12 protein-coding genes, 1 tRNA gene and 1 pseudogene are annotated in these 22,095 nt (G+C 61.2%); 11 read left to right on the forward strand and 3 right to left on the reverse strand.

Annotation, left to right across the window (positions count from 1 at the left end):
* The first annotated feature begins 9 nt into the window (after positions 1 to 9).
* The 3 genes from CUU80_RS08460 to rsmI all read left to right on the forward strand — a co-directional run bounded on the left by CUU80_RS08460 (position 10) and on the right by rsmI (position 2,954).
* On the forward strand, positions 10 to 1,422 hold the full coding sequence (locus CUU80_RS08460) for an MFS transporter (RefSeq protein ID WP_100496907.1): 1,413 nt from the start codon (positions 10 to 12) through the stop codon (positions 1,420 to 1,422).
* A gap of 98 nt (positions 1,423 to 1,520) precedes the next feature.
* A tRNA-Ala gene (locus CUU80_RS08465) sits at positions 1,521 to 1,593 on the forward strand.
* Between the two features lie 293 nt (positions 1,594 to 1,886).
* The gene (gene rsmI, locus CUU80_RS08470; RefSeq protein WP_439329979.1) at positions 1,887 to 2,954 is read left to right on the forward strand and encodes a 16S rRNA (cytidine(1402)-2'-O)-methyltransferase; all 1,068 of its coding nucleotides are present in this window, start codon (positions 1,887 to 1,889) and stop codon (positions 2,952 to 2,954) included.
* A 113-nt stretch (positions 2,955 to 3,067) separates the two neighbouring features.
* Here rsmI and CUU80_RS08475 read toward each other — a convergent pair whose 3' ends face one another.
* Both CUU80_RS08475 and CUU80_RS11165 read right to left on the reverse strand, forming a co-directional pair.
* Positions 3,068 to 3,298: a variant leucine-rich repeat-containing protein gene (locus CUU80_RS08475; protein WP_100496882.1), complete on the reverse strand. Its 231-nt coding sequence runs from the start codon at positions 3,296 to 3,298 to the stop codon at positions 3,068 to 3,070.
* Positions 3,299 to 3,776: 478 nt separating this feature from the next.
* Positions 3,777 to 4,325, reverse strand: a pseudogene (locus tag CUU80_RS11165) (hypothetical protein); the annotation flags it as partial.
* Positions 4,326 to 4,632: 307 nt separating this feature from the next.
* Here CUU80_RS11165 and metG point away from each other — a divergent pair.
* Positions 4,633 to 6,507 (forward strand): methionine--tRNA ligase, encoded by a 1,875-nt coding sequence (gene metG / locus CUU80_RS08485; RefSeq protein ID WP_100496883.1) that lies wholly within the window; start codon positions 4,633 to 4,635, stop codon positions 6,505 to 6,507.
* 935 nt (positions 6,508 to 7,442) lie between these two features.
* Here metG and CUU80_RS08490 read toward each other — a convergent pair.
* Positions 7,443 to 8,765, reverse strand: a complete 1,323-nt coding sequence (locus CUU80_RS08490; RefSeq protein ID WP_165775902.1) for an ABC transporter substrate-binding protein — start codon at positions 8,763 to 8,765, stop codon at positions 7,443 to 7,445.
* A 403-nt stretch (positions 8,766 to 9,168) separates the two neighbouring features.
* Here CUU80_RS08490 and CUU80_RS08495 point away from each other — a divergent pair, with 403 nt between their 5' ends.
* The 7 genes from CUU80_RS08495 (at position 9,169) to CUU80_RS08520 (ending at position 22,089) form a co-directional block, all read left to right on the forward strand.
* Positions 9,169 to 13,230, forward strand: a complete 4,062-nt coding sequence (locus tag CUU80_RS08495; RefSeq protein ID WP_100496885.1) for a fibronectin type III domain-containing protein — start codon at positions 9,169 to 9,171, stop codon at positions 13,228 to 13,230.
* A gap of 120 nt (positions 13,231 to 13,350) precedes the next feature.
* Positions 13,351 to 14,751 carry an MFS transporter gene (locus CUU80_RS08500; RefSeq protein ID WP_100496886.1) on the forward strand — a complete coding sequence of 467 codons (1,401 nt, stop codon included), beginning with the start codon at positions 13,351 to 13,353 and terminating at the stop codon, positions 14,749 to 14,751.
* A 182-nt stretch (positions 14,752 to 14,933) separates the two neighbouring features.
* Positions 14,934 to 16,199: a LacI family DNA-binding transcriptional regulator gene (locus CUU80_RS08505; RefSeq protein WP_100496887.1), complete on the forward strand. Its 1,266-nt coding sequence runs from the start codon at positions 14,934 to 14,936 to the stop codon at positions 16,197 to 16,199.
* 100 nt (positions 16,200 to 16,299) lie between these two features.
* Positions 16,300 to 16,467, forward strand: a complete 168-nt coding sequence (locus tag CUU80_RS10810; RefSeq protein WP_165775903.1) for a hypothetical protein — start codon at positions 16,300 to 16,302, stop codon at positions 16,465 to 16,467.
* Between the two features lie 139 nt (positions 16,468 to 16,606).
* Entirely contained in the window at positions 16,607 to 18,160 is a 1,554-nt protein-coding gene (locus tag CUU80_RS08510) for an MFS transporter (RefSeq protein WP_165775904.1), read from the forward strand.
* Positions 18,161 to 18,331: 171 nt separating this feature from the next.
* Complete coding sequence (locus CUU80_RS08515; RefSeq protein ID WP_100496888.1) at positions 18,332 to 19,288, forward strand: TatD family hydrolase; 957 nt, start codon at positions 18,332 to 18,334, stop codon at positions 19,286 to 19,288.
* Positions 19,289 to 19,569: 281 nt separating this feature from the next.
* On the forward strand, positions 19,570 to 22,089 hold the full coding sequence (locus CUU80_RS08520) for a KUP/HAK/KT family potassium transporter (RefSeq protein ID WP_165775905.1): 2,520 nt from the start codon (positions 19,570 to 19,572) through the stop codon (positions 22,087 to 22,089).
* Positions 22,090 to 22,095 lie beyond the last annotated feature (6 nt).

Genomic DNA, 22,095 nt, shown 5'->3' on the forward strand with positions numbered 1-22,095 from the left:
ACGAATGGCATGACCGGTGCGTCCGGTGTGTCCGGTGCGTCCGGCGTTGCGGGGAAGTCAGCCATCAAAGATCTGCCGACTGCCAAAGTATGGGCGTTTGCAGTCGGCCAGTTCGGCTGGGCGCTGCTGTCCGGCATCATCTCCAACTGGCTGGTGTACTTCTACCAACCCGACCAAGAGACCATCTCCCAAGGTCAAACCGTGTTCGTGCCGCAGGGGTTGGTGGTGCTTGGCATCGTGACCGTGGTGGGCGGCATCACCGCATTCGCTCGTTTCTTTGACGCCTTCGTGGACCCGGCCGTGGCCTCCCTCTCCGACCGATGCGACGCGAAGGAAGGCCGGCGTATGCCGTTCCTCAAGTTCGCGGCTGCGCCGCTTGCCATCGTCACCGTGTTGGTGTTCTGGAGTCCGATCAACGGTACGAGTTGGATCAACGGCGCGTTCCTGTTCGTGACCGTCATCGGATATTACATCGCCCTCACGTTCTACTGCACACCCTACAATGCGTTGATCGCCGAGCTCGGGCATGGCTCCAAACAGCAGCTCACCATCTCCACCGCCATCTCCTTCACGTGGGTGTTCGGCACGGCGATCGCTTACGTGGCACCGGTGATTTGGGGTGCATTCGTGCCGGTGACGGGCCGCGTCACCGCCATCCGCGTGACCTTCACCATCATGGCCGCCGTGGCGTTCATCTGCATGCTCGTGCCGCCGCTGGCCATTCGCGAGAAGGAATACGTCAATTCGCAGCCGACTTCGGAATCCACCATCGAATCGTTGAAGCAGACGTTCAGCGACGGCGAATTCCGTAAATTCGTGTGCTCCGACGTGGTCTACTGGGTGGCCATCACCACTTTCCAGACCGGTTTGCCATTCTTTGTCACGAGCTTGTTGAAGCTGCCTGAAACCACTACGACCATCTATTTCGTGCTGATGACCGGCGTTTCCGTGCTCTTCTACATGCCGGTGAACATTCTTGCCAACCGCGTGGGCAAGAAAAGGTTGCTGTTGGTGGCGTTCGTGATCTTCACATGCGCGTTCGCATTCGCCGGCGCGCTTGGTTCGGAGGCGTTGAGTTTCCTGCCGGCGATGGCGCAGGGCCTGATTCTTTCGGTGGTCGGCGCGATTCCTATGGCCGCTTTCGGCATTCTGCCGCAGGCGATTGTGGCGAACATCGCCGATGCCAGCTCGCGCGTGACCGGCCAGGATCGTCAAGGCATGTTCTACGCGGCCCGCACCTTCGCAATGAAAATGGGGCAGTCCGTGGCGATGCTGCTGTTCACCGGCGTCTCCACCATCGGCATGGCGTCCGGCGCGGGCTACCGAATCGCGGCCGTATGCGCTGCGGTGCTGTGCGGTTTGGGCGGCATCGTATTCGCGTCGTACAACGAGAAGAAAGTGCTTGACGTGCTGGAGGCATGAGCTTTGCCTTGGCGACACTTCTTTGCGTCAAATTGCGTTTGGCTACACCCCGTATTATATTTATGCGAGTTGCCCTGCGGAGCAAGGCAACATTCCAAGGGGCTGTAGCTCAGTTGGTAGAGCGCTTCGTTCGCATCGAAGAGGTCGCGGTTTCGACTACCGTCAGCTCCACTTGGGTCGCTTGCATTCATTCCACCGCGAGCGGCCCATTTTCTTTTTCTCGCGGACGAGCTTGATGCACTTGCAATCATTCTTTGAACATGAGTCGGGAGAGCCCCTCATCTCGGATTCTTGACTCTTAACCCCGAATACGTTTCGGACAACGTCGAGTTCCTGGGGCTGTCGGCTTGTTGTCTGTTCCTATAGCCCTATAACCCTGAAAGCTGCGGGAAACCCGCCGGAAAGACGTTAGCACGCCATCAAGGAAAGCCGAGTAACTCCGTGGGATGGGTGATACTGGAGATATGACAAGCGCAGAGAACATGGCAGACAACGCGGATGAAACCGTGTCTGAGACCGGGCGGCCTGAATTGACGAGTGCGATGGTTTATGGCGGGCAAGCTATCGATGCCGGTGCGACCGAAGCGGCCGAGCCGCTCAGCCAGCCGGCAGGAGCAAGCACCCCTGACGCACCCACAACTACGGTAACCATCCCAGCGGGAACCGTAGTGCTTGCCGCCACACCAATCGGCAATGTCGGCGACGCCTCCGACCGGCTCAAAGCCTTGCTCGCCCAAGCGGATATCGTCGCCGCCGAAGACACCCGCCGTCTCTACGACCTCGCCCGTCGCCTCGGCGTCTACGTGCATGGCCGCGTGGTGGCGTATCACGATCACAACGAGCGCAGCAAGGCCGACGGTCTGCTTGATCAGGTGGAAACCGGTGCCACGGTGCTGGTGGTTTCGGATGCCGGCATGCCAACCATTAACGACCCCGGTCTGGCCATCGTGCGTCGCGCCATCGAACGAGGACTGCCCGTCACCTGTGCGCCCGGCCCCTCGGCGGTACTCGATGCCCTCGCGCTTTCCGGCTTGCCTACCGACCGTTTCTGCTATGAGGGATTCCTGCCGCGCAAACATTCCGAGCGTGTGCAGTATCTGCGCACGCTGCTGGGGGAGCGCCGCACCATCGTCTTTTACGAGACCCCCCACCGCATCGCCGATTCGATGGATGATCTGTTGGACGCCTTCGGTCCTGCTCGTCCGATGGCGCTATGCCGTGAATTGACCAAGGATTATGAGGAGATCCGTCGAGGGCCGATCGCTGATATTCGTCAGAGCGTGATCGACAATCCACCTCGCGGTGAGATGGTGCTGGTGATTGGCGGTGCCACGGATGAAGAAGCTGAAGCCGCAGCGCCTAGCAGTCTGAGCGTGGAGGATATGGCCGTGCTTGCCATCGACCGGGCGCTGGAAGACGGCGTGCGTATCAAGGACGCCATCGCCCAAGTGGTGCAAGAGCATCCGTTGGCCGACGGTTCGTTGGCCAACCGCAAGCAGGTCTATCAGGCTGTGCTGGATATCAGGGGTTAGGCGAGGCCGGGTCCGAGAGGTGAATGGAGAAGACTGTACGGCAGTCGATTGCAGGTCGTGCATTTTCGGCTGCCGTTTGCTTGTGTGTTGTCAGCCGTCCGTTGCTCGGTCCCTCACTCCTGTTCCAAGGATTCCAGCAGAATTTCCAGCGAGTGCCTGACGCCGGGACCGCCGGCTTGTGAGACGTATTCGAGCAGCGCCGCACCCGCCTTAGGATTGGCCACCAGCCATCGCCGTAATTCGGGAACATGCTGGGCGATATGCCAGAGTACGTCTTCGCCGGTGTCTGGCGAACATGCCACGGCCGGTGTCAAAACCAACGGTGGTTCCGGCGGTGCCGTCATATCGTTGATATACCGCTGGTCGGCAGTATGGGCGGCGGCGTGACGGGGTAGCCGCTGCTGTTGCCGGAGCCTTGCCAGACGATGGTCGGCGCGATGCCTTGCATGGCACCGATGTCTCGCGCGGCGCGGCGGTGCGCCGTCGATTGTTGTGTGCCATGCCGTCACGCGTGGTTTTACCATACACAGTCCTAATATGTTCGGTTCGAATGCGTGCTGTTCTGCCATGTGATGCCTCTTTCGCCGGCGTGATTTGCGTTTTCCCGCTCTCAGCTGTTCACTGTTGAAAACTGTTGCGGGCAATCTCTCAGCGTTGGTCGAGCAGTGCCAAAATGTTTTCGGCCGATGTTTCGCGGCTCCGTCCTGCGAGCTCAGATCCGATGCCGGATTCGGTCTGGGCCGCGGCCCCAGATTCGGTCTCAGCCCCAGACCCACACCCAAGCTCGGCTTCCGACCCAACTTCGGCTTCAGACCGATCGGCAATCTCCCTCTGGATTGATTCAAAGAACAACCGTGCGCGCCCGGCGAATTTATGGTGCCGGTGCTCTCTGATAATGCGCAGACAGTCGCTTGGTTGGAATGCGTATGCGGACATCAGCCGACAAACCAGAGTGTTGGTCAGCGACGGGCTTGGAATATCGTTCGGCACCATCACCAGATCGCAAGCCGTGCGTGCCGGTGTGGTAATCGGCATCCCTCCTATTTTGATGATCTGCTCAGGCAATGTCAGTCGTTTAAATACGCGGATGCGTCGGCCGACGGAAGCGGTGCGAAAATGCGAGGTGGAGATCACGTCGAGGGTTTCCGGGAAGTCGATGCCGTTCAGCCACACCCATGCGGCTGTCATCATGCAGGGCACCGTGCCGAACGGCACCACTTTCGCCACGATGCGTGCGCGTCCGTATAACGTGTCGGCATGCTCGGCCCAGTATCCGGCAGATTCGTCGAGCTTGTGCAGGGTTCCGATTTCGGCGAGCCGATTCAGGCTGAGCGGACCGGGTAAGTCCTTGGTCAACAAAATTGGTGGAATCGTTGGACTCTCCGGATGTGAATGCGGCCGTGGATAGGAGGGCGGCGCTGATTGCGCTGGCCTTGTTGATCGCGTCGGCTTTGCCGTTGTTGTGGTCCGGTTCCTCGTTGAACGGATTGTATAAGTCATGTCTGCGACCATACGCATATGCTGGCGTCTGCCGCCACTGAATCGGGGAAAACGGTGGATAAGTGGATAACTTTGGTCGGGCTGATAGGCTCCGCGCCGGAACGGTGGATAACTATGGCTGAGGATGGTGGAAAGCATGAGGTTCCGCTGTCGCAGCCGCGCCGGATAATCAGGGTTTATGAGTCATGTTTTGGTGAATGTTGCTTGGCCGTATGCGAACGGCCCCCGTCATATCGGTCACGTCGCCGGCTTTGGTGTGCCCTCCGACGTTTACGCGCGCTACGAGCGCATGAAGGGCAATGACGTGCTTATGGTGTCCGGCACCGACGAGCACGGCACCCCGATTCTCGTGGAAGCCGAGAAGGAAGGCCTGACCGCTCAGGAACTGGCCAACCGCTACAACCGTGTGATCGCGAAGGATCTGTGCGACCTCGGCCTGAGCTACGACCTGTTCACCCGCACCACCACCGGCAACCACGAGCACGTGGTGCAGGAGATGTTCAAGCAGTGCCTGAAGAACGGCTACATCTACAAGGGCACCCAGCAGGTGGCCATCTCTCCGTCCACCGGCCGCACCCTGCCCGACCGCTATATTGAAGGCACCTGCCCGATCTGTGGCGCGGATGGCGCTCGCGGCGACCAGTGCGATGCTTGCGGCAACGAGCTTGACCCGGACGAGCTGATCAACCCCGTCTCCAAGATCAACGGCGAGACCCCGCGCTTCGAGCAGACCGAGCATTACTTCCTCGACCTGCCGGCGCTCGCCGAAGCCAACAAAGCTTGGCTGGAGACTCGTGAAGGCTGGCGTACCAACGTCATCAACTTCTCGCTCGGCTTGTTCAAGGAAGTCAAGCCGCGTGCCATCACCCGCGATATCGACTGGGGTATTCCGGTGCCGGTGAAGGGCTGGATCGACAACCCGAACAAGAAGCTGTACGTCTGGTTCGACGCCGTGATCGGCTACTTGTCGGCCTCCATCGAATGGGCCCGCCGTCAGGGCGATCCGGAGAAGTGGCGCGAATGGTGGAACGATCCGAGCTGCCCGGCCTACTACTTCATGGGCAAGGACAACATCACCTTCCACTCCCAGATCTGGCCTTCCGAGATGCTGGCGTACAACGGCCAGGGTTCCAAGGGCGGCGAAACCGGTCCGATGGGCCCGCTCAACATGCCTGAGCAGGTGGTGGCCTCCGAGTTCATGACCATGGAAGGCAAGAAGTTCAGCTCTTCCCGTGGCATCGTGATCTACGTCAAGGATATTCTGTCCCGCTACCCGGTGGACGCCGTGCGTTACTACATCTCCGTGGCTGGTCCGGAATCCTCCGACTCCGACTTCACCTGGGCTGAGTTCGTACGCCACAACAACGAAGAGCTTGCTTCCTCCTGGGGCAATCTGGTGAACCGTGTGGCCAACCTGATTGCCAAGAACTTCGGCCAGATTCCGGCTCTGGATGAGGATTCGATGACCGATGAGGACCGTGGTCTGCTGGAGGAGACCGCCGCCGCGTTCGACGTGGTCGGCTCTGCCATCGAGACTCATCACCAGAAGCACGCTCTTGCCGAAGCGATGCGCGTGGTCGGCGATATCAACAAGTACATCTCCGCCACTGAGCCGTGGAAAATTAAGGACGATCCGGCTCGCCTCGGCACCGTGCTGCACGTGGCTGCGCAGGCCGTTTCCGACGCGAACCACCTGCTTGCTCCGTTCCTGCCGCACTCCTCGCAGAAGGTGTGGGAGGCGCTCGGCGGCACTGGTACTTTCTCGCCGCTGCCCGAGTTGCAGGAGGTCGAGGATCTGGACAAGCCCGGCTTCACGTATCCGATTATCACCGGTCATTACGAGCTGGGCGTCACGGTGCATCCGTGGAAGAGCGAGCCGATCGAGGTGGGCGCTCCTGTGGCCAAGCCCACGCCGATCTTCGCCAAGATTCCGGCCGAGGCTGTCGAGGAGGAGCTGGCTCGTTTCGACGAGGCGCTGGCTGCCCGCCGTGCCGCCGAAGCTGAGCGTCTGGCTGCCGAGAAGGCCAAGCTTGCCGCCGAGGAGGCCAAGTAGCGAATAGTCTAGGGGTGCCTAGGTATCCCTAGGATTTCCGGGGATGCGGTTCCATGTAACGTTTGGTTCCGCATCCCCGTTTTGTGTTCTCTGAGCCTTTTTGGGTTCCGTTCCCGTTTTTTGCGTCTTCCGTTTTTGCGAAAAAGGTACGCTGACTGATGCTCAGCGTACCTTTTTCGCAAAAACGGGGGCGGTGCGGCGAATGAAGGTTGCGTGGCGCCAGATGGACAATGAGACAGCCGATGTTGGGTGATGTCACAAACCCGTCACATTTTGCCAAGATATTTCCCAGAAAAGCACATCAAATTGCTAAGGAAGCGGCGGTTAACTAGAACATGTCAACGGTTGATCCGATGACACCCCATAACTGAACCCTTCTTCTCTCTTCTCTCTCACCCGGCGGCTCCCCCGCCGGGTTTCTTTTTGAAGATGACGCTTGGAGCCACGCAATTGATGGTGTGACCCGATTCATTGAGCATCGCTTTATATGATGAGGACAGCTCTTTTGCGTTTCAGGGTGGACTCTACCTACATGGGACTGTTGCGGGGGCGCGACCGCGTCGATTATGGATCAAACGTCCCTCATGAGATGGCGAGATTGCGCACAATTCGGGGGAACGGTCGATAATCGACTTTTGTGCACGGAGCTTGTTGAACGCTGCCAATCATGGATAGGGCAAAATGGCTTTATTCCGCGGTTCTGTACATTCCATGCTGTCGCACAAAGTTGACTATTTCGCCCAAATGGTGATTTGTGCGCGCACAAAACACCAAATTCGCAAGGAAACGCATGTAGTGCGCGCGGTTTCTGCAAGCCTCGCGCGTCCGCATCATGCTCTGCGGATTATGCACTCAGGTATGCACTCAGGTGCCCCGCTGCACGCCTCCGACGTCAAAAGCCTCGCGCGGGACCAAATGTGCGGGCCGCCGCAACACTACTTGACCGTAAAACCTTCCTGCTGGCCGTAGGTTTTCAGCGAATCGCCCCATTGCACCAGAGCTTTCTGCAGCGTGGTCTTGCCGTGGTAGACCTGACCGATCGAATTGACGGCGATGGAATTCGCGTAGGCCATGTATGGCAGGTATGCAAAGTCTGTGGTCACATCTTTCGACGCCGAAGCGATCACCTGATGCGTGGCCTGACCGCCGAAGAATGCATCCTTCTCGTCCAGCCAATCGGTATCGGACAATACGGAATTGAGCGGCGGCAGACCGCCCTGCTGGAGATTCACTTGCACGCCGCCGCCATGCGCGAACCATTGCGCGAACTCGTACGCCGCTCGCGTTTTGGCATCGTTCGATCCCTTCGGCATGGCCAGTGCGCCTCCGCCGTTTTCGCCGTTCACGTGCTCGCCAGTCGTGTATTGCGGCATGGGTGCCACACGCCAGGAACCCTTGGTTTGCGAAAGGTTCTTCTGCATGGAGGAAACCATCCATGCGCCGGTCAGCATCGTGGCGATGGAGCCGTCATCCAGCTTGCGCCACCAGTCGTCGGTCCATCCGGTGGTGGAGGTGTCGATGAGTTTGCTGTCCAACAGCGACTGCCACATGCTGGTGAATTTCTTCACGTTCTTGTCGTTGAAATTCACGCTTACGGTGGTGCCGTCCACGCTGAACGGCTGAGCGCCGGCCTGCCAGAGCATGGAGGTGATGAAGCCGCCGTCGCCGGTATCGTTGGTGATGTGCGCGTCGCCGGGCAGTGAGGCGATCTTTTCCGCGGCTGCACGGTACTCATCCCATGTGGCGGGCACGGATTCCACGCCTGCCTTGTCGAACACGTCCTGGTTGTAGAACATCACCATCGGGCCCGAGGAGATCGGCAGTCCGTACGGCTGTCCGTTCACCGTCACGTTGTTCTGCGCGGCTTCGGTGAAGTCGTCGCTGATCTTGTTGAAGCCGTAATCGTTCACGTTGCGCAACTGGTCGGAGATGGCGAACTGGTGTACGGCGTTGAAGTCGAGATAGACGAGATCGGGGATGCCGTTGCCCGCGTTGAGCGCGTTGGTCAGCTGCATGTATTCGTCTTCATTGGCACCCGCGTTGGTCACCTTCACCTTGATATTCGGATGGGTTTTCTCGAAGGCGGTGACGAAGTCATTGATGGTGGACTGCCAGGTCCACAGCGTGATTTCGGTGGTGCCGTCCGTGCCGGCGGTCCCGGAAGTATTGCCACATCCGGCTCCGACGCCGACCAGACAGGTGGCGACGGCCGCTGCCGTAATCGTGCGAATCTTCAGCGCGCGAGATAAACGAGACATGTACAGACACTCCGATGTTGAACTGAGCGATACCTGGCGGCGAACCGGTGTTGCTATGCGCATGATATGTGCCCTCCGCGTCGCGGGTAGGGGCGGATCGGCCAAAAACGCATATCACCGACTTGCCGTTTCCGAAAGCAGAGTTTACCTGCGTGCGGCCGTCCAAATCGTACAAATAGATAGATTCCGCTGAATTGGCAAAGAGTGGCAACGTTGCGCTGAATTATTGCCGTCCACCAGCGGCAAGAAATGGCAAATAATGGCAAACAAAAGCAAAACAAGTGTGGCAAAAAACGGCAAACGCTGCAAAGGCCCTATCTTGTGATGCGTGATCCGGGATGACCCGGCGGACCGAAGAAGGTTTCGGCCCGGATATGCAAGGTGTTGCAAGAAAGGGACTGCAATGAGGCTCAACCTCAATGGCGTGTGGGATTTCTACCCGAACGGCGGGGAACAGCGCTATGACATCGTCGTGCCGACTTGGTGGGATTCGCTGAGCCGCACCACCGGTTACCCGGCCGAATGGGAGAAGGGCCTGCACCACGGCGTGTACGTCAAGACCGTGGAATTGCCGGAAAACATCACCGACGAGGACGTGTTCCTGCATGTGGGTGCCCTTGCCACGCTCGGCAAGGTGTTCGTCAACGGCCAGTCCGTCGGCCCGCTCACCACCAAGGGCTACCTGATGACTCTGCTGCCGTACGACCTCGACATCAACGACGTGGTCAAGCCCGGTGCCAACGAAATCCGCATCGAAGTGTGGTCCGTCAAGGCCCTGCCGGAAGATGCGCTGGCCACCGAGGGCGGCCCGGACCGTCTGCTTTTCCCGTTCGGTGTGGAGAACATCGTGGGCCGCGTGGGCATCGGCGAGGACGTGGAGATCGTCACCAAGCCGAAGCTTCGCATCGACGACCTGCAGATCATGCCTGACCTCAAGAAGAACGCCGATCCGTCCGATGACGAGCTTGCCGTCAACGTCACCATCGTCAACCACACCGGTGAGGACGCCGATTTGACGCTGACCGCCGCCGTCCATCCGTTTAAGGGTGATGTCGAAACCGCAGCGCTCACCTTTGACCCCGCCGACGTGCACGTCGCAGCCGGTGAGAGCACCGTGGTCAAGCTGGTCAAGGGCTGGCCGACCGCACACTACTGGTCCCGCACCGACCCGTTCCTGTACACCGTGGACGCCGCCATCGCCGCCGCTTCCGCTCCGGCAGACGCCGCCCCGATTCACGAACTTTCCGATCGCTTCGGCTTCCGTCAGTTCTGGCGCGAAGGCGACAAGTACATCATCAACGGCGTCAAGATTCGTCTGCGCGGCGACTCCCTGTGCCTGCTCAACCAGGGCGACCGCGATCTGATCAACGAGATCGGCGACTCCTATGGCGTGATCCTCGACGACAATCACGCGATGGACGAGATGGCCAAGGCCTGGCTCGACGCCTACCGTCACGCCAACTGCAACATCATCCGCAACCACATTCGTTCCGTGCCTTCGCACGTGCTCATGGACCACGCGGATGAGACCGGCATGCTGCTGGAGGAGGAGACCGCCTTCTGGAACCCGGGCTCCACCTCCAATGTGTCCCTCGATCCGCCGTACTACCTGAACTACTCCGACGAGGCCATCGGTTACTACACCGAATGGGTTGAGCGCTGGGTGCGCGAATACCGCAACCACCCGTCCATCGTGCTGTGGTCCACCACGAACGAGGCTTGGAACCCGAACGACGCCGAAATCCTCATCCCGCCGCTGGAAGCTGCGGCCAACCGCGAGGATCCGACCCGTCTGGTGATGAACGACGGCTTCAACAAGCCGATCACCAACGAGGATTCCCGCCACTACTTCGGCGGCTACCCCTCCGGCATGACCTCCGCGCCCGACATCTACGACCTGTACCAGATCGACGGCGACCTGCCGCTCGGTGCCGGCGAAGAGTTCTCCGTCTCCACCGCGGGCATCCCGCAGTACGCCGAAGACGGCACGATCAAGGACATCTACCACGGCCGTCTCAACGGCAACCCGGACACCATCTCCCGCGCCGACTTCGGCCGCGAAGTGGGCCGCGTGACCCGTGGCGTGCGCACCACGCGCATGGCCAACTGGAAGCCGTTCTGCCTGTCGATGTTCATCTACGACAACATCGAGAAGGTCATCGAGCTGGATCAGGAGCACACCAAGCACGGCCTGAACCCGAAGGCCCTGCTGCGCCCGCAGTTCGATCCGACCGCAGAAGGCGACGCGCGTTGGATCGAGGGTGACGGTTACCGCTACTTCGCCAACTCCTACGCGGATGTTGCAGCATTCGACAAGGAGTTTGACAAGGAGCCGCGCCTCGGCCTGCCGCACCGCATCTACCAGCTCGGCACCGCCTCCCAGCGCACGTTGCTCGTCTACAACGACGAGGAGATCGACGGCACCGAGTTGGAGGTCCGCTGGACCGTCTCCGCAGTGAACACGCAGGACGGCACCGTGCGTGAAGTCGAATCCGGCTCCAAGACCATCACCGTGGACCACGGCGAGTTCACCGAACTGCCGATCACCATCCACGTGCCCGGCGAGGTGGAGACCTACGAATCCAAGCTCATCGAGACCTTGAGTGTCGTCAAGAACGGCAAGCTCAAGTTCTCCGAAGACAACTTCCTCGGCTGGATCGGCCGTCCGGCTCCCGCCAAGATCGGCTCCAGCAGGCCGAACATCGACCTCGGCACTGTGGATTGGATCTCCCGCAACGTCAAGCACTGCCTGCACCTGAAGCAGGAGGGTGGCGCCCTGAGCGAGAAGTGGACCGCCCGCGTGGTGGACGACGCCAACGGCTCCATCAGCTTCGAGCGTCTTGCCGGCAACCTGCGCCATGAGCAGGAACTGTTCTACACGGTGAACGTGGCCGGCCTCGAATCCGGCAAGGACTACACCGGCCAGATCGAATACACCGGCGAAAACGGCGACACGGTGACCATCACCGTGAAGTTCACGGCCGGCAAGATGCCGTGCAAGTGCCAGGCCGCCAACAAGGCCCTGGGCGCCACCGTGCGCGTCAGCTCCTCCTCCGATCGCAACGGTTGGACCGCCGCCTCCCTGGTGGACGGCGAATTCAACGCCGACTACAACCACTTCGGCTGGTCCAGCGAGCCGAGCGCCGAGAACCACGACGAGTGGGTGGTACTGAAGCTCGCCCATCCGACCACCGTGGCTCAGGTAGTGCTCGCGCCGCGTGGCGAGAACCCCGGCGGCACCGTGGCCGAAGCCTTCCATGGCGAAGGCGAAGGCGTCGGCGGCGTGCAGGAGTTCGCCGCCGGTCACCGCGCCTTCGATCCGAACCAGGGCCAGGGCTTCCCGGTTGACTTCACCATCTCCGTCTCCGCTGATGGCAACGCCTGGACCAAGGTCGTAGACAAGCGCGACTACGCCCTGCCGGACAACGGCAAGGCCCGCGCCTTCGACTTCGCCCCGGTGGACGACGTCCGTTTCGTCAAGGTCGAAGCCTCCAAGCTGCGCTCCAACCCGAACGAGCATGACGAGTACGCCCTGCAGCTCGTGGAGATCGCCGTGTACGCCGATCACCACATGCCGGCCATCCCGTCCGAGCCCACGGATGTGACCGTATCCGTGCAGGCCCACGACGTGCAGGTCGGCTGGGCGTTCGCCTCCGACGGCCGCTCGCCGATTCTGGGCACCACGCTCACCCTGACCAACGCCGCCGGCGAGGTTATCCCCGCCACGGTGGACGGCACCGACACCCACGCGCTGATCGCGGATGTGCCGGCCGGCGAGTGGACCGTGACCGTTCAGGGCCGCAACGAGATCGGCGAGGGCGAAAGCGCCACCTCCGCCGTCTTCAAGGTGGGTCGTGCCGATGCCAATGAGGTGGACGACCTGTTGCCCGCTCCGAAGGCTCCGGTGGCCGAGCTGCTTGTGGAATCCGGCTCCGTGGCCGTCTCCTGGGATGAGGTGGACACCCGCTCCGGCTTCGGCAAGGGCGGCGCCAACATCCACCTGACCCCGGTCGATCCGACCTCCGACCTGCCCAAGCGCACCGCCTGGGCACCGACCGGCACCACCGCCTACACGTTCGCGAACGTGGCCCGCGGCACCTATCAGGTGACCATCGAAGCCACCACCGGCGAAGACAAGGTCTCTCCGTCGAGCGAGCCGAGCGAACCGATCATCGTGGCCGCCGTGCCCGCCAAGCCGAACAAGCCGGGCGTCACCTCCACCGCCGACACGATGAACGTCACCTGGCAGGCCCCGGCCGACGGCGGCACCCCGATCACCTCCTACGTGCTCACCCTGCGCAACCTCACCGAGAACACCGTCAAGGTGGTCAAGGCCGAGGCCGGTGAGGAAGCCAAGAGCGTCTCCGGTCTCACGGCCGGCAACTACACGGCTTCGGTGATCGCAGTGAACGCGATCGGCATGTCCGCAGAGTCCAGCCCGTCGCTGCCCTGCCTCATCAAGTAATCCGCGCGCGACGCACGCAAACAATCAAAGATTTTGCCGCGGTTTCGGCCGCGGTATGTTCCGGTGCGCCACAAACGCACCGGAACGGAACAAGGAAAAAGAACTAAGGAGTTCTCGAATATGAGCACTGCAACAGCGCAGTCGGTCAAGAAGACGCCGCAAAAGCTGACTTGGCTGAACATCGTCGGCTACGGTTCCGGCGATCTTGCCAACAACATCGGCTGGCGTATGATGTCGATGTTCCTGGCCACTTACTACATCTACATGGGCATCGACCCGGTGACCACCGCCAACATCTTCCTGTTCGCCCGCTTCTTCCAGGCTGTCGTCTACCTGCTCGCCGGCAACTACGCCGATCGCGTCAAGCCGAACAAGAATGGCAAGTTCCGTCGTCTGGTCGTCGCCTTCGGCGTGCCGATGATGGTCGCCATCTGCCTGATGTACACCATTCCGGCCGATGCCGAGATGGGCATCAAGGTGGCTTGGGCTATCGTCACCTACCTGCTGTACCAGCTGCTCGGTGCTCTGGGCGGCGTGCCCTACGGCGCACTGCTCGGTGCTATGACTCAGGATCAGAACGAGCGTCAGCGCCTGTCCTCCGCCCGTATGGTCGGCGGCGCTCTGTTCGGCCTCATCGTCACCTTCACCCTGGCCCCGGCCATCAACAACGTCAAGGATCAGGCTGCTCTCGCCAAGCTGATGCTCCCGATCGTGTGCATCTTCTGCCTCGTCGGCGCTCTGATCTACGTCTTCCTGTACAAGACCACCATCGAGCAGATCGACGTCCCGGCTCAGCCGAAGGTCTCCTTCGTTGACACCCTGAAGGCCATCTTCACGAACCCGGCTCTGCTCATCCTGTGCTTCGCCACCGGCTTCTACCTGATCGCCACCTGCGTGGGTTCCATCGGACCGATCATCGCCAAGGAAGTCCTCGCCAACGGCGCCGACGCCGGCACTCTGGCTCTCATCACCACCCTCGTCACCCTGATCAACGCCTCCATCGGCGTGATCGCCTCCCCGTTCGGCCCGGTGATCGCCCGTCACCTCGGCAAGAAGGGCGGCTGGTACCTCGGCTGCGCCCTCGGCATCCTCGGTGGTGTGATGTTCATCTTCGTCACCAACGTCTGGCTGTCCCTCGTGGGCCTGGCCCTCAACGCCATCGGCGCCCAGTTCTGCGGCAACTACGTCTGGGGCATGGAAGGCGACACCGTTGAGTACTACGAGTGGAAGACCGGCAAGCGCACCGATGGTGCCGCCATGGCTGGCCTGAGCTTCTTCCGTCAGATGTTCGGTGCCCTGACCTCCTGGCTCGGCCCGGCCATCCTCGCCTTCACCGGTTACAAGTCCGGCATGAACGTGGCCCAGGATCCGACCGTTGCCGAGAACCTGCGCCTGGCCGCCGGCCTCGTGCCGCTGATCGGCTTCGTGATCTCCGCCGCGATCATGTTCTTCTACCCGGTCACCGAGGAGAAGTTCAAGCAGATCAAGGCCGAGCTCGCCGAGCGTCGCACCCAGGCCTGATCGTCCTACCTGCCGGCTCCCCTTGTTGAGTGGAGCTGCCGAACCAAGTGAGACTGAGAGGAGCGCTGACCGCAAGGTCGCTGCTCTCAGTCGCCTATGGCGACAGCTTTTTCCTCGGCAAGGGGAGCCTCGCTATATCTCGCTATAGTTGAAGATCAAACACAGGTGAGGGGAAAGGGGTGATGATGGTGCAACGCAAGGCGACAGACCGCGTGCGTTTGAGCGACGTGGCGGATGCGGCCGGCGTGGCCATCTCCACCGTCTCCCGCGTGTTCAGCAATCCCGGCCGTGTGAACTTCCAGACCGTGGAACATGTGCGGACCGTGGCCGCCGAGCTTGGCTACCGCCCCAATCCACGGCGTCGGTTTGCCGCCAGCGCGGCTGACGTGACCGGCCTGGGTGGCGAACCCGCCGCAACCGGCGTGACTGGTGAGGCCGGTGCCGTCGGTGGCAACGGCAACGCAATCGGCGCAGCCCCGGGCGATTTCGCCGCACCTCAATCCCCGCAGCCGCGCAGCATGGTCCCGGCACACGTGCAAGCCAACGGCAAACGCACGGCAGTCGGCGGCGGCATCATCACGATGGTGGTCAAGGACACGGCCGACGGCATCTCCTCGCAGATTCTCAAAGGCGCTCAGGTAACGGCCATGGAGTCGGACAGTGCCGTCAGCATCATCGAAACCGGCCAATCTCAGCCGCGCACCCAACAGATGCTCACCCATCTCAAAGGCAAGGTAAACGGCGTCATTCTCGCCTCGGACGCGCCCGGCATCGACTTCATCCGCAACTATGCCAAGCAGATGCCGCTGGTGGTGCTCAACCGGCCCGTGGACGGCGTGCCCAGCGTGGTGCCGGACCCGCGCATCGGCGTGGTGCGTGCACTGAGTCTGCTGCGACGCTACCATCACACGGCCGTGACCTATGTGGCGGGGCCGGGCGCATCCTGGGCCAACCAGTCACGTTGGTCGTGTCTGCATGACGTAGGCCAGCGCATGGGCTTTCGCGTCAACCAGATCGGTCCGGTGCATGCCACCGTAGAAGGCGGCTATCAGGCGGCTCTGGCGCTGGAGGGCTCCAAGCCGACCGCCGTGATCACCTACAACGATCTCATCGCGGCCGGCATCGTGCTGCGATTGACCGCGGACGGCGTGCGCGTGCCGGAAGACGTCTCCGTCATCGGTTTCGACAACACGCTGATCGCCCCGGTGGTCACCCCACCGATCACCTCCATCCGTATTCCGCGCGCGCAGCTCGGCCAGACGGCGGTTCGTCTGCTGCTCGGCCGTGATCCGGGTGCGTTCCGCAATCCGTCGGACGCCCAGCTGATGGAGAAGCTGACGGAACTCGGCGTACGGAACGAAGACGAGCAGTCGGATACGGTCACGCTGGTGGACACGTCGATCATCGTACGGCGTTCGGTAGGGGAGCGGCGAGACGTTGCCGACTAGCCGGACTGTCCATCGCCGATCGCACGTGCGCTCGCCTCGGCAAAGCTGTCGTAAGTCGCCCACCCAAAAAATATCTCAGGAATCTCAAGGAGTATCTCGTATGCAGCACATCGTATTGGCTTCCGCCGCAACGCTCGCGGTCGATTGGTCGGACATGCTTCAGTCGTTCGGCGGCGCGTTCGGCAAGGCCGTGATCGTGATGATCGTCGTCGCGATCGGCGGCTTCCTGATCGACACGGTGGCCAAGTTCATCGGCAAACGTATGTAGCGTACGTGGGTGCCGTACAGGCGAACGTCGTACAGATCGGACACATTGACTCACTACACTGAAGTCTCGCACCATTGAAGACTTGGAAGCGGGCGTTACCAAGCGTTACCCAGTTCGTACGCAGAGTCGGGAGGTGATCATGTCAGACGACACCAGCAAGGCGTTGCGTGAAGCGTTGGCCGGTGATCAGCCGCGCAAAGTCACCTTGCGTCAAGCCGTCGGTTTTGGCGTCGGCGACTTTTACGGTGGCGGTCAGCTCACCATCGTCGCCACCTACTTGTCCCTGTTCTGGACGCGATTCTGCGGCATGTCCATCGCCACCGCCCAGACGGTGATCGGCCTGAGCGCACTGATCAGCGCCGTGGCCGCGCTGCTGTTCGGCGTGCTGGACGACAACCTCTATCGTTACGACATCGGCCGCCGATTCGGTCGTCGTCGTTTTCTGCTCATGATTATCGGCCCGCTGATTCTACTGGGCATTTTCCTATGGATTCCGGGACTGCCGGTGGCCGGGTACGCTGCCGCCTACGTGTTCTGGGTGGTGCTTGCGCAGGCGTTCCAGACCGCCTATAACCCGTTGCCCGGCGAAATGACGCCGGATTTCAACAGTCGCACCAAACTGTCCACCGTGCGCCTGTTCATCTCCACATGCGCAGGTACGGCCATCCCCGTGGTCGGCAGTGCGGTGCTCGCGGCGTTTGGCGAGTCCACACCTGTGGGGTACATGACGTTTACGATCGCCACCACCGTGCTGTTCGCGCTTGCCGTGTTCGCCTGCTGGCGCAGCACGTGGGAGATGAGCCCCGAGGCCGCCGGATTCGGCGCCTACGCGCGCGGTGAGGTGCGTGAGGGGCATATCGGTGCGGCCGGCTGGATGAGGCGCGCCGGCAAGGTGTTGCGCGAATACGCCAGCACGTTACACATCAAGGAATTCCGCAAGCATCTGTCCATCTACCTGCTGGTGCAGGTCTCGATGGACGTGTTCGGGCAGACCTTCGTGTTCTTCGTGATCTACAACTGGAACCACACGGCCGCGTTCGCCTCGCTTCTGCTCGGCTGCGCGGTGGTATCCCTGCCGCTGATGCCGGTGTTCGGCTGGGCCATGACGAAAATCGGTCCCAAACGTCTGTATGCCATCAACTTCTTCGGCTGCTTGGCGGGTGTGGGCTGGCTGTTCGCCGCATGGATGCTGGTGGACGTGTGGTCGGCGACGGCTTGGACCGTGTTCGCGGTGGCCGGCGCGTTGTGGTTCTTCGCGTTCAAATCCCTGTGCGGATACCTGCCGTGGGCGGTGTTTCCATACATCGCGGATATCGACCAGATCGTCACGCGACGGTATCGTTCCGCTACATTCTCCGGTATTCAGGCGTCGTTCCGGCAGCTGGGCTCGGGAGTGGGCACCATCGCGGTAGGCGTGATTCTGGGTGCCGTGGGTTTTGACGCCACGTTGCCGGCGCAATCGTGGGGCGCGCGCATCGGTTTGGGCGCGGTGCTGCTCGGCTGGTTCGCCTGCGCGATGATCATTTGCTGGATCATCTCCGCCCATCTGGTGATCAATAAGCACACCGATTCGATAGTGCTGGCCGAAATCACGCGACTGCGCAACGGCGGCTCCAAAACAGCCGTGGACCCCGAGACCAAGGCGGTGGTCGAGCATCTCACCGGGCTGCCCTACGAGCGCTGCTGGCGGTAAGTTGCTGTTGCTTGGTGTTGTTTCCTTCGTAGCGTCTCTCTTCCCGAATATGTACCGCTGAGCGGTGGTGAGTGGTACATATTCGCGAGGGGAGTGGGGGAGCGGAAAGGAGTGGGGAGTGGACGGGAATGGAAGAGGACGGGGGAGTGGGGATGTTTACACTGAGGAGTCATGAGCAAACATCATCGTGACCGCAGCTGGGCACCGGCTCCGGAACCATTGCCGCAAGACGCGCACGTGATCGACGACCACACCCATGTGGCTTCAGTGGTGCCGTTCGCGCGTGCCATGGACCATGAAGCACAGGCCAAAGGCCAAGCGCCAGTGCCCGTCTATGACGTGAACCAACTGCTCGCCCAAGCACAAGAAGTCGGTGTTAGGGGTATCATCGACTGCGGTTGCGAGCTGCCGCACCTGATGACCGCCGTCCAGATGGCCCTCGATCATCCAGGTAATGTGCACGCGGCGCTCGCAATACATCCCAACGAATCCGTGCTGCACGGTCACCGCGGCGTGCCTGGTCCGGACGGTCTCGAACTCAAATACAAGCCTTGGCATGACACCTCGTTCGAAGATGCGCTCGCCGAAGTGCATCGTCTGGCAACGCAGTACCCCGAACAAGTGGTGGCCATCGGAGAGACGGGCATGGACCTGTTCCGCACCGGCGAGGGAGCCAAGGAGCTGCAGCGCGAGGCGTTCCGCGCCCATATCGCGCTCGCCAAGGAGCTGAACCTGCCGATGCAGATCCACGACCGTGATTCGCATCGCGAAGTCATCGAGACCCTGCTGGCGGATGGCGCGCCCGAACGCACGGTGTTCCATTCATACTCCGGCGACGCCGAAATGGCGCAGATCGCGCGCGAACAGGGCTGGTACCTGAGCTTCTCCGGTACGGTCAGTTACAAAGGCAACGAGGGAATCCGGGAATCCCTACGCATCGTCGGTCTCGATCATGCGATGGTGGAGACGGACGCACCGTACTTGACGCCGATGCCGTACCGTGGTCGCACCAACGCGCCCTATATGATTCCCTACACGCTGCGTGCCATGGCCGATACGCTTGACCTGCCGGTGGCCGCGGTCGCGCGTGGCACACGCAACACCACCCGCACGGTGTACGGCATCTGACGGCGTCTGACGTCGGCTGCCGTGCGTGCGCGACTGTGCGCGTGTGACTGTGTGCGTGTGACTGTGTGCGCGACTTGTTTTGTGGCCTATCGAGCGTTGCCCTACGTGACCTTATGCACGGCCTTTCCAGCGAACTCGACAGCCGTCCGTAGTGCTGTAAGTTGTGACGATTTCGTTACGGGTCTACGATGGCATTCGGCAACAATCGTGACAGGATGTGTTGAGGTAAGCAACGAAGGGAAGTCGCGGGTGGGGTTGGTCCCGCGCAAAGGACTGAACGTATGGCCGAGTCGAACAAACGGACTTCGCGCGCCCCGAAAGAGGCGACCAAGGCAACCACAGCCAAACAAGAAGAAGAGGCCCTGCTCAGGGCGGATACTTTTACCAACGCTCCCAAGGTATCTCGTCGTACCCTGACCAAGGAGGAGCGTGCGGCACTCGCCAAGCAGCGCGAAGAGGAATACAAAGAAGCCCGGAAAATCGCTTCCGCATGGTCCAAGGGAGGTCTCGGACGGTGGTGGGCGAAACTGCAGTCCGGCCCGGACAAGATCACTTGGACCATGGCCATCGTGGCGCTTGGCGTAGTGTACGGCGACATCGGCACCTCGCCGCTGTACACCATGCAGACGTTCCTGACCGGTCAGGGTGGCATCAACAACGTGGACCGCGAGGCCGTGCTCGGTATGCTTTCGCTGGTGTTCTGGTCGATTACCTTGATCACCACGGTCAAGTACGTGCTGATCGCGATGCGCATCGATAACAACGGCGAAGGCGGCATTTTCGCGTTGTACTCCCTGATTCGCCGTCATGGTGCATGGCTGGCGATTCCGGCCATGCTCGGCGGTGCCGCGTTTCTGGCCGATTCGGTGCTGACTCCGGCTGTCTCCATCAGCTCCGCAGTGGAAGGCTTGCAGACCTTGCCGCCGTTGGAGCAGGTTTTTGACGACAACCCAAGCCTGACGTTGATGATCACGGTGGTGATCATCGTGATCCTGTTCTCCGTGCAGTCGCGCGGCACCGAATCCATCGGGCGTGTTTTCGGATCCATAGTCCTGATCTGGTTCACGTTCCTGGCCGTCGTGGGATTGGGCAACCTCAACAATGACTGGTCCGTGTTCGCGGCGCTGAATCCGGTGTACGGGGTGCGGTTCCTGTTCAGCCCGCACAATGCGGCCGGCATTGCGGTGATGGGCACGGTGTTCCTGGCCACCACCGGTGCCGAGGCGCTGTACTCCGATATGGGCCATGTGGGACGCGGCAATATCTACTTCACGTGGCCGTTCATCAAAATCGCGCTGGTCTGCAACTATTTCGGCCAGGGCGCATGGATGCTGGCGCATCGTGACGATGCCGCATACACCAAGATGGCCACGCTCAATCCGTTCTTCCAGATGATGCATCCGAACGTGCGATACGTGGCCGTGGCGCTGTCCGTCGCCGCCGGCGTGATTGCTTCGCAAGCCTTGATCACCGGTGCGTTCACCATGGTGTCCGAGGCGACTCGCCTCAACTGGATGCCGCATCTGCAGGTGCGTTACCCGGCTCGTACGCGCGGCCAGCTCTACATTCCGGTGATCAACGGCGTGCTGTGCGCGGCCACGCTTGCCGTGCTGGCCATCTTCAAGGATTCCGAGCATATCTCCGCCGCCTACGGACTGGCTTTGACCATCACGATGATCACTACCACCGTGCTGCTCGCCGTCTATATCTGGTATGCGGGCCGGCGCTTTGGGGCCGTGGCGTTCACCGTGGTGTTTCTGGCCATCCAGATCATGTTCTTCCTCGCATCCATGGCCAAGTTCCTGCACGGCGGCTGGTTCACATTGCTGCTGACCTGCGCGATTCTGTTCGTCATGTACACGTGGGATCAGGGCACGCGCCTCGAACGGGCGCAACGACGCCATATGCGGCCGGACGATTTCCTGCCTGCGCTCGACAAGCTGCACGGTGACTTCCGCATCCCCTACTTCGCCGACAACATCGTCTATCTGACGTCCGATGCGGAGACCAAGCGGCTCGATACGGATATCTTTTTCTCCATTTTCGCCGACCATCCCAAACGTGCCCGCGCATGGTGGGCGGTCAGTGTGGAGACCACCGACGAGCCATTCACCCGCGAGTACACGGTGGAAAGCTTCGGTACGAATTTCATCTACCGTGTGCGTATGAGGCTGGGCTTCAAGGTATCCCAGTCGCTGCCGGCGTATATTCACCAGATCATGCATGACCTGTCGAAAACCGGCGAGCTTCCCAAGCAGAAGTCGATTTATCCGAAGGTGGACGCGGATCCGGACATCGGCACGATCCGGTATGTGCTGATCCATAAGGCGTTGATGCCGGAATCCAAGGTGTCTTCGCGCGGCGCGCTTTCGTTGCAGGCCAAGTATGCGATTCGCCGTATGGCCGGTTCTCCAGTCAAGTGGTTCGGTTTGGCGCCATACAATCCGCTCGTCGAGGTGCAGCCGCTGTTCGTGTCCACCAGGCGGCCTCCGCGCTTGAAGCGTGTGGATGAGCCGGTGGCTGTTCGCGCCGGTTTTGCTGGCGGTGCGGCTGGGGCGGCTGGCGTCGCTGGGGCAAGTGCAGCCGCTGGACTTCGCGTTGGCGGCACCGACATCGCGCACGCGGATCCGGCTGCGATTCCCGATCCGATGGACACCACAGCCGGTCTGAGCCGATTGGTCCAGGAGCTTGATGCGGCCATGAGCGAGCAGGACGCGGAAGCCGAGCAGAACGCTTCGAAGAGTATGCTGCATGGTACGCCGAAGAACGTTTCGCGCAGCGCCGCGAAAAGCGCTCTATAAGCAACA

This window comes from Bifidobacterium scaligerum (genome assembly GCF_002802865.1).
In the GTDB taxonomy this organism is placed as follows: domain Bacteria; phylum Actinomycetota; class Actinomycetes; order Actinomycetales; family Bifidobacteriaceae; genus Bifidobacterium; species Bifidobacterium scaligerum.

Coding starts and splice junctions, on each gene's coding strand:
- CUU80_RS08460 (WP_100496907.1), top strand. CDS start 10: ATGACCGGTGCGTCCGGTGTGTCCGGTGCGTCCGGCGTTGCGGGGAAG.
- rsmI (WP_439329979.1), top strand. CDS start 1,887: ATGACAAGCGCAGAGAACATGGCAGACAACGCGGATGAAACCGTGTCT.
- CUU80_RS08475 (WP_100496882.1), bottom strand. CDS start 3,298: ATGACGGCACCGCCGGAACCACCGTTGGTTTTGACACCGGCCGTGGCA.
- metG (WP_100496883.1), top strand. CDS start 4,633: ATGAGTCATGTTTTGGTGAATGTTGCTTGGCCGTATGCGAACGGCCCC.
- CUU80_RS08490 (WP_165775902.1), bottom strand. CDS start 8,765: ATGTCTCGTTTATCTCGCGCGCTGAAGATTCGCACGATTACGGCAGCG.
- CUU80_RS08495 (WP_100496885.1), top strand. CDS start 9,169: ATGAGGCTCAACCTCAATGGCGTGTGGGATTTCTACCCGAACGGCGGG.
- CUU80_RS08500 (WP_100496886.1), top strand. CDS start 13,351: ATGAGCACTGCAACAGCGCAGTCGGTCAAGAAGACGCCGCAAAAGCTG.
- CUU80_RS08505 (WP_100496887.1), top strand. CDS start 14,934: ATGATGGTGCAACGCAAGGCGACAGACCGCGTGCGTTTGAGCGACGTG.
- CUU80_RS10810 (WP_165775903.1), top strand. CDS start 16,300: ATGCAGCACATCGTATTGGCTTCCGCCGCAACGCTCGCGGTCGATTGG.
- CUU80_RS08510 (WP_165775904.1), top strand. CDS start 16,607: ATGTCAGACGACACCAGCAAGGCGTTGCGTGAAGCGTTGGCCGGTGAT.
- CUU80_RS08515 (WP_100496888.1), top strand. CDS start 18,332: ATGAGCAAACATCATCGTGACCGCAGCTGGGCACCGGCTCCGGAACCA.
- CUU80_RS08520 (WP_165775905.1), top strand. CDS start 19,570: ATGGCCGAGTCGAACAAACGGACTTCGCGCGCCCCGAAAGAGGCGACC.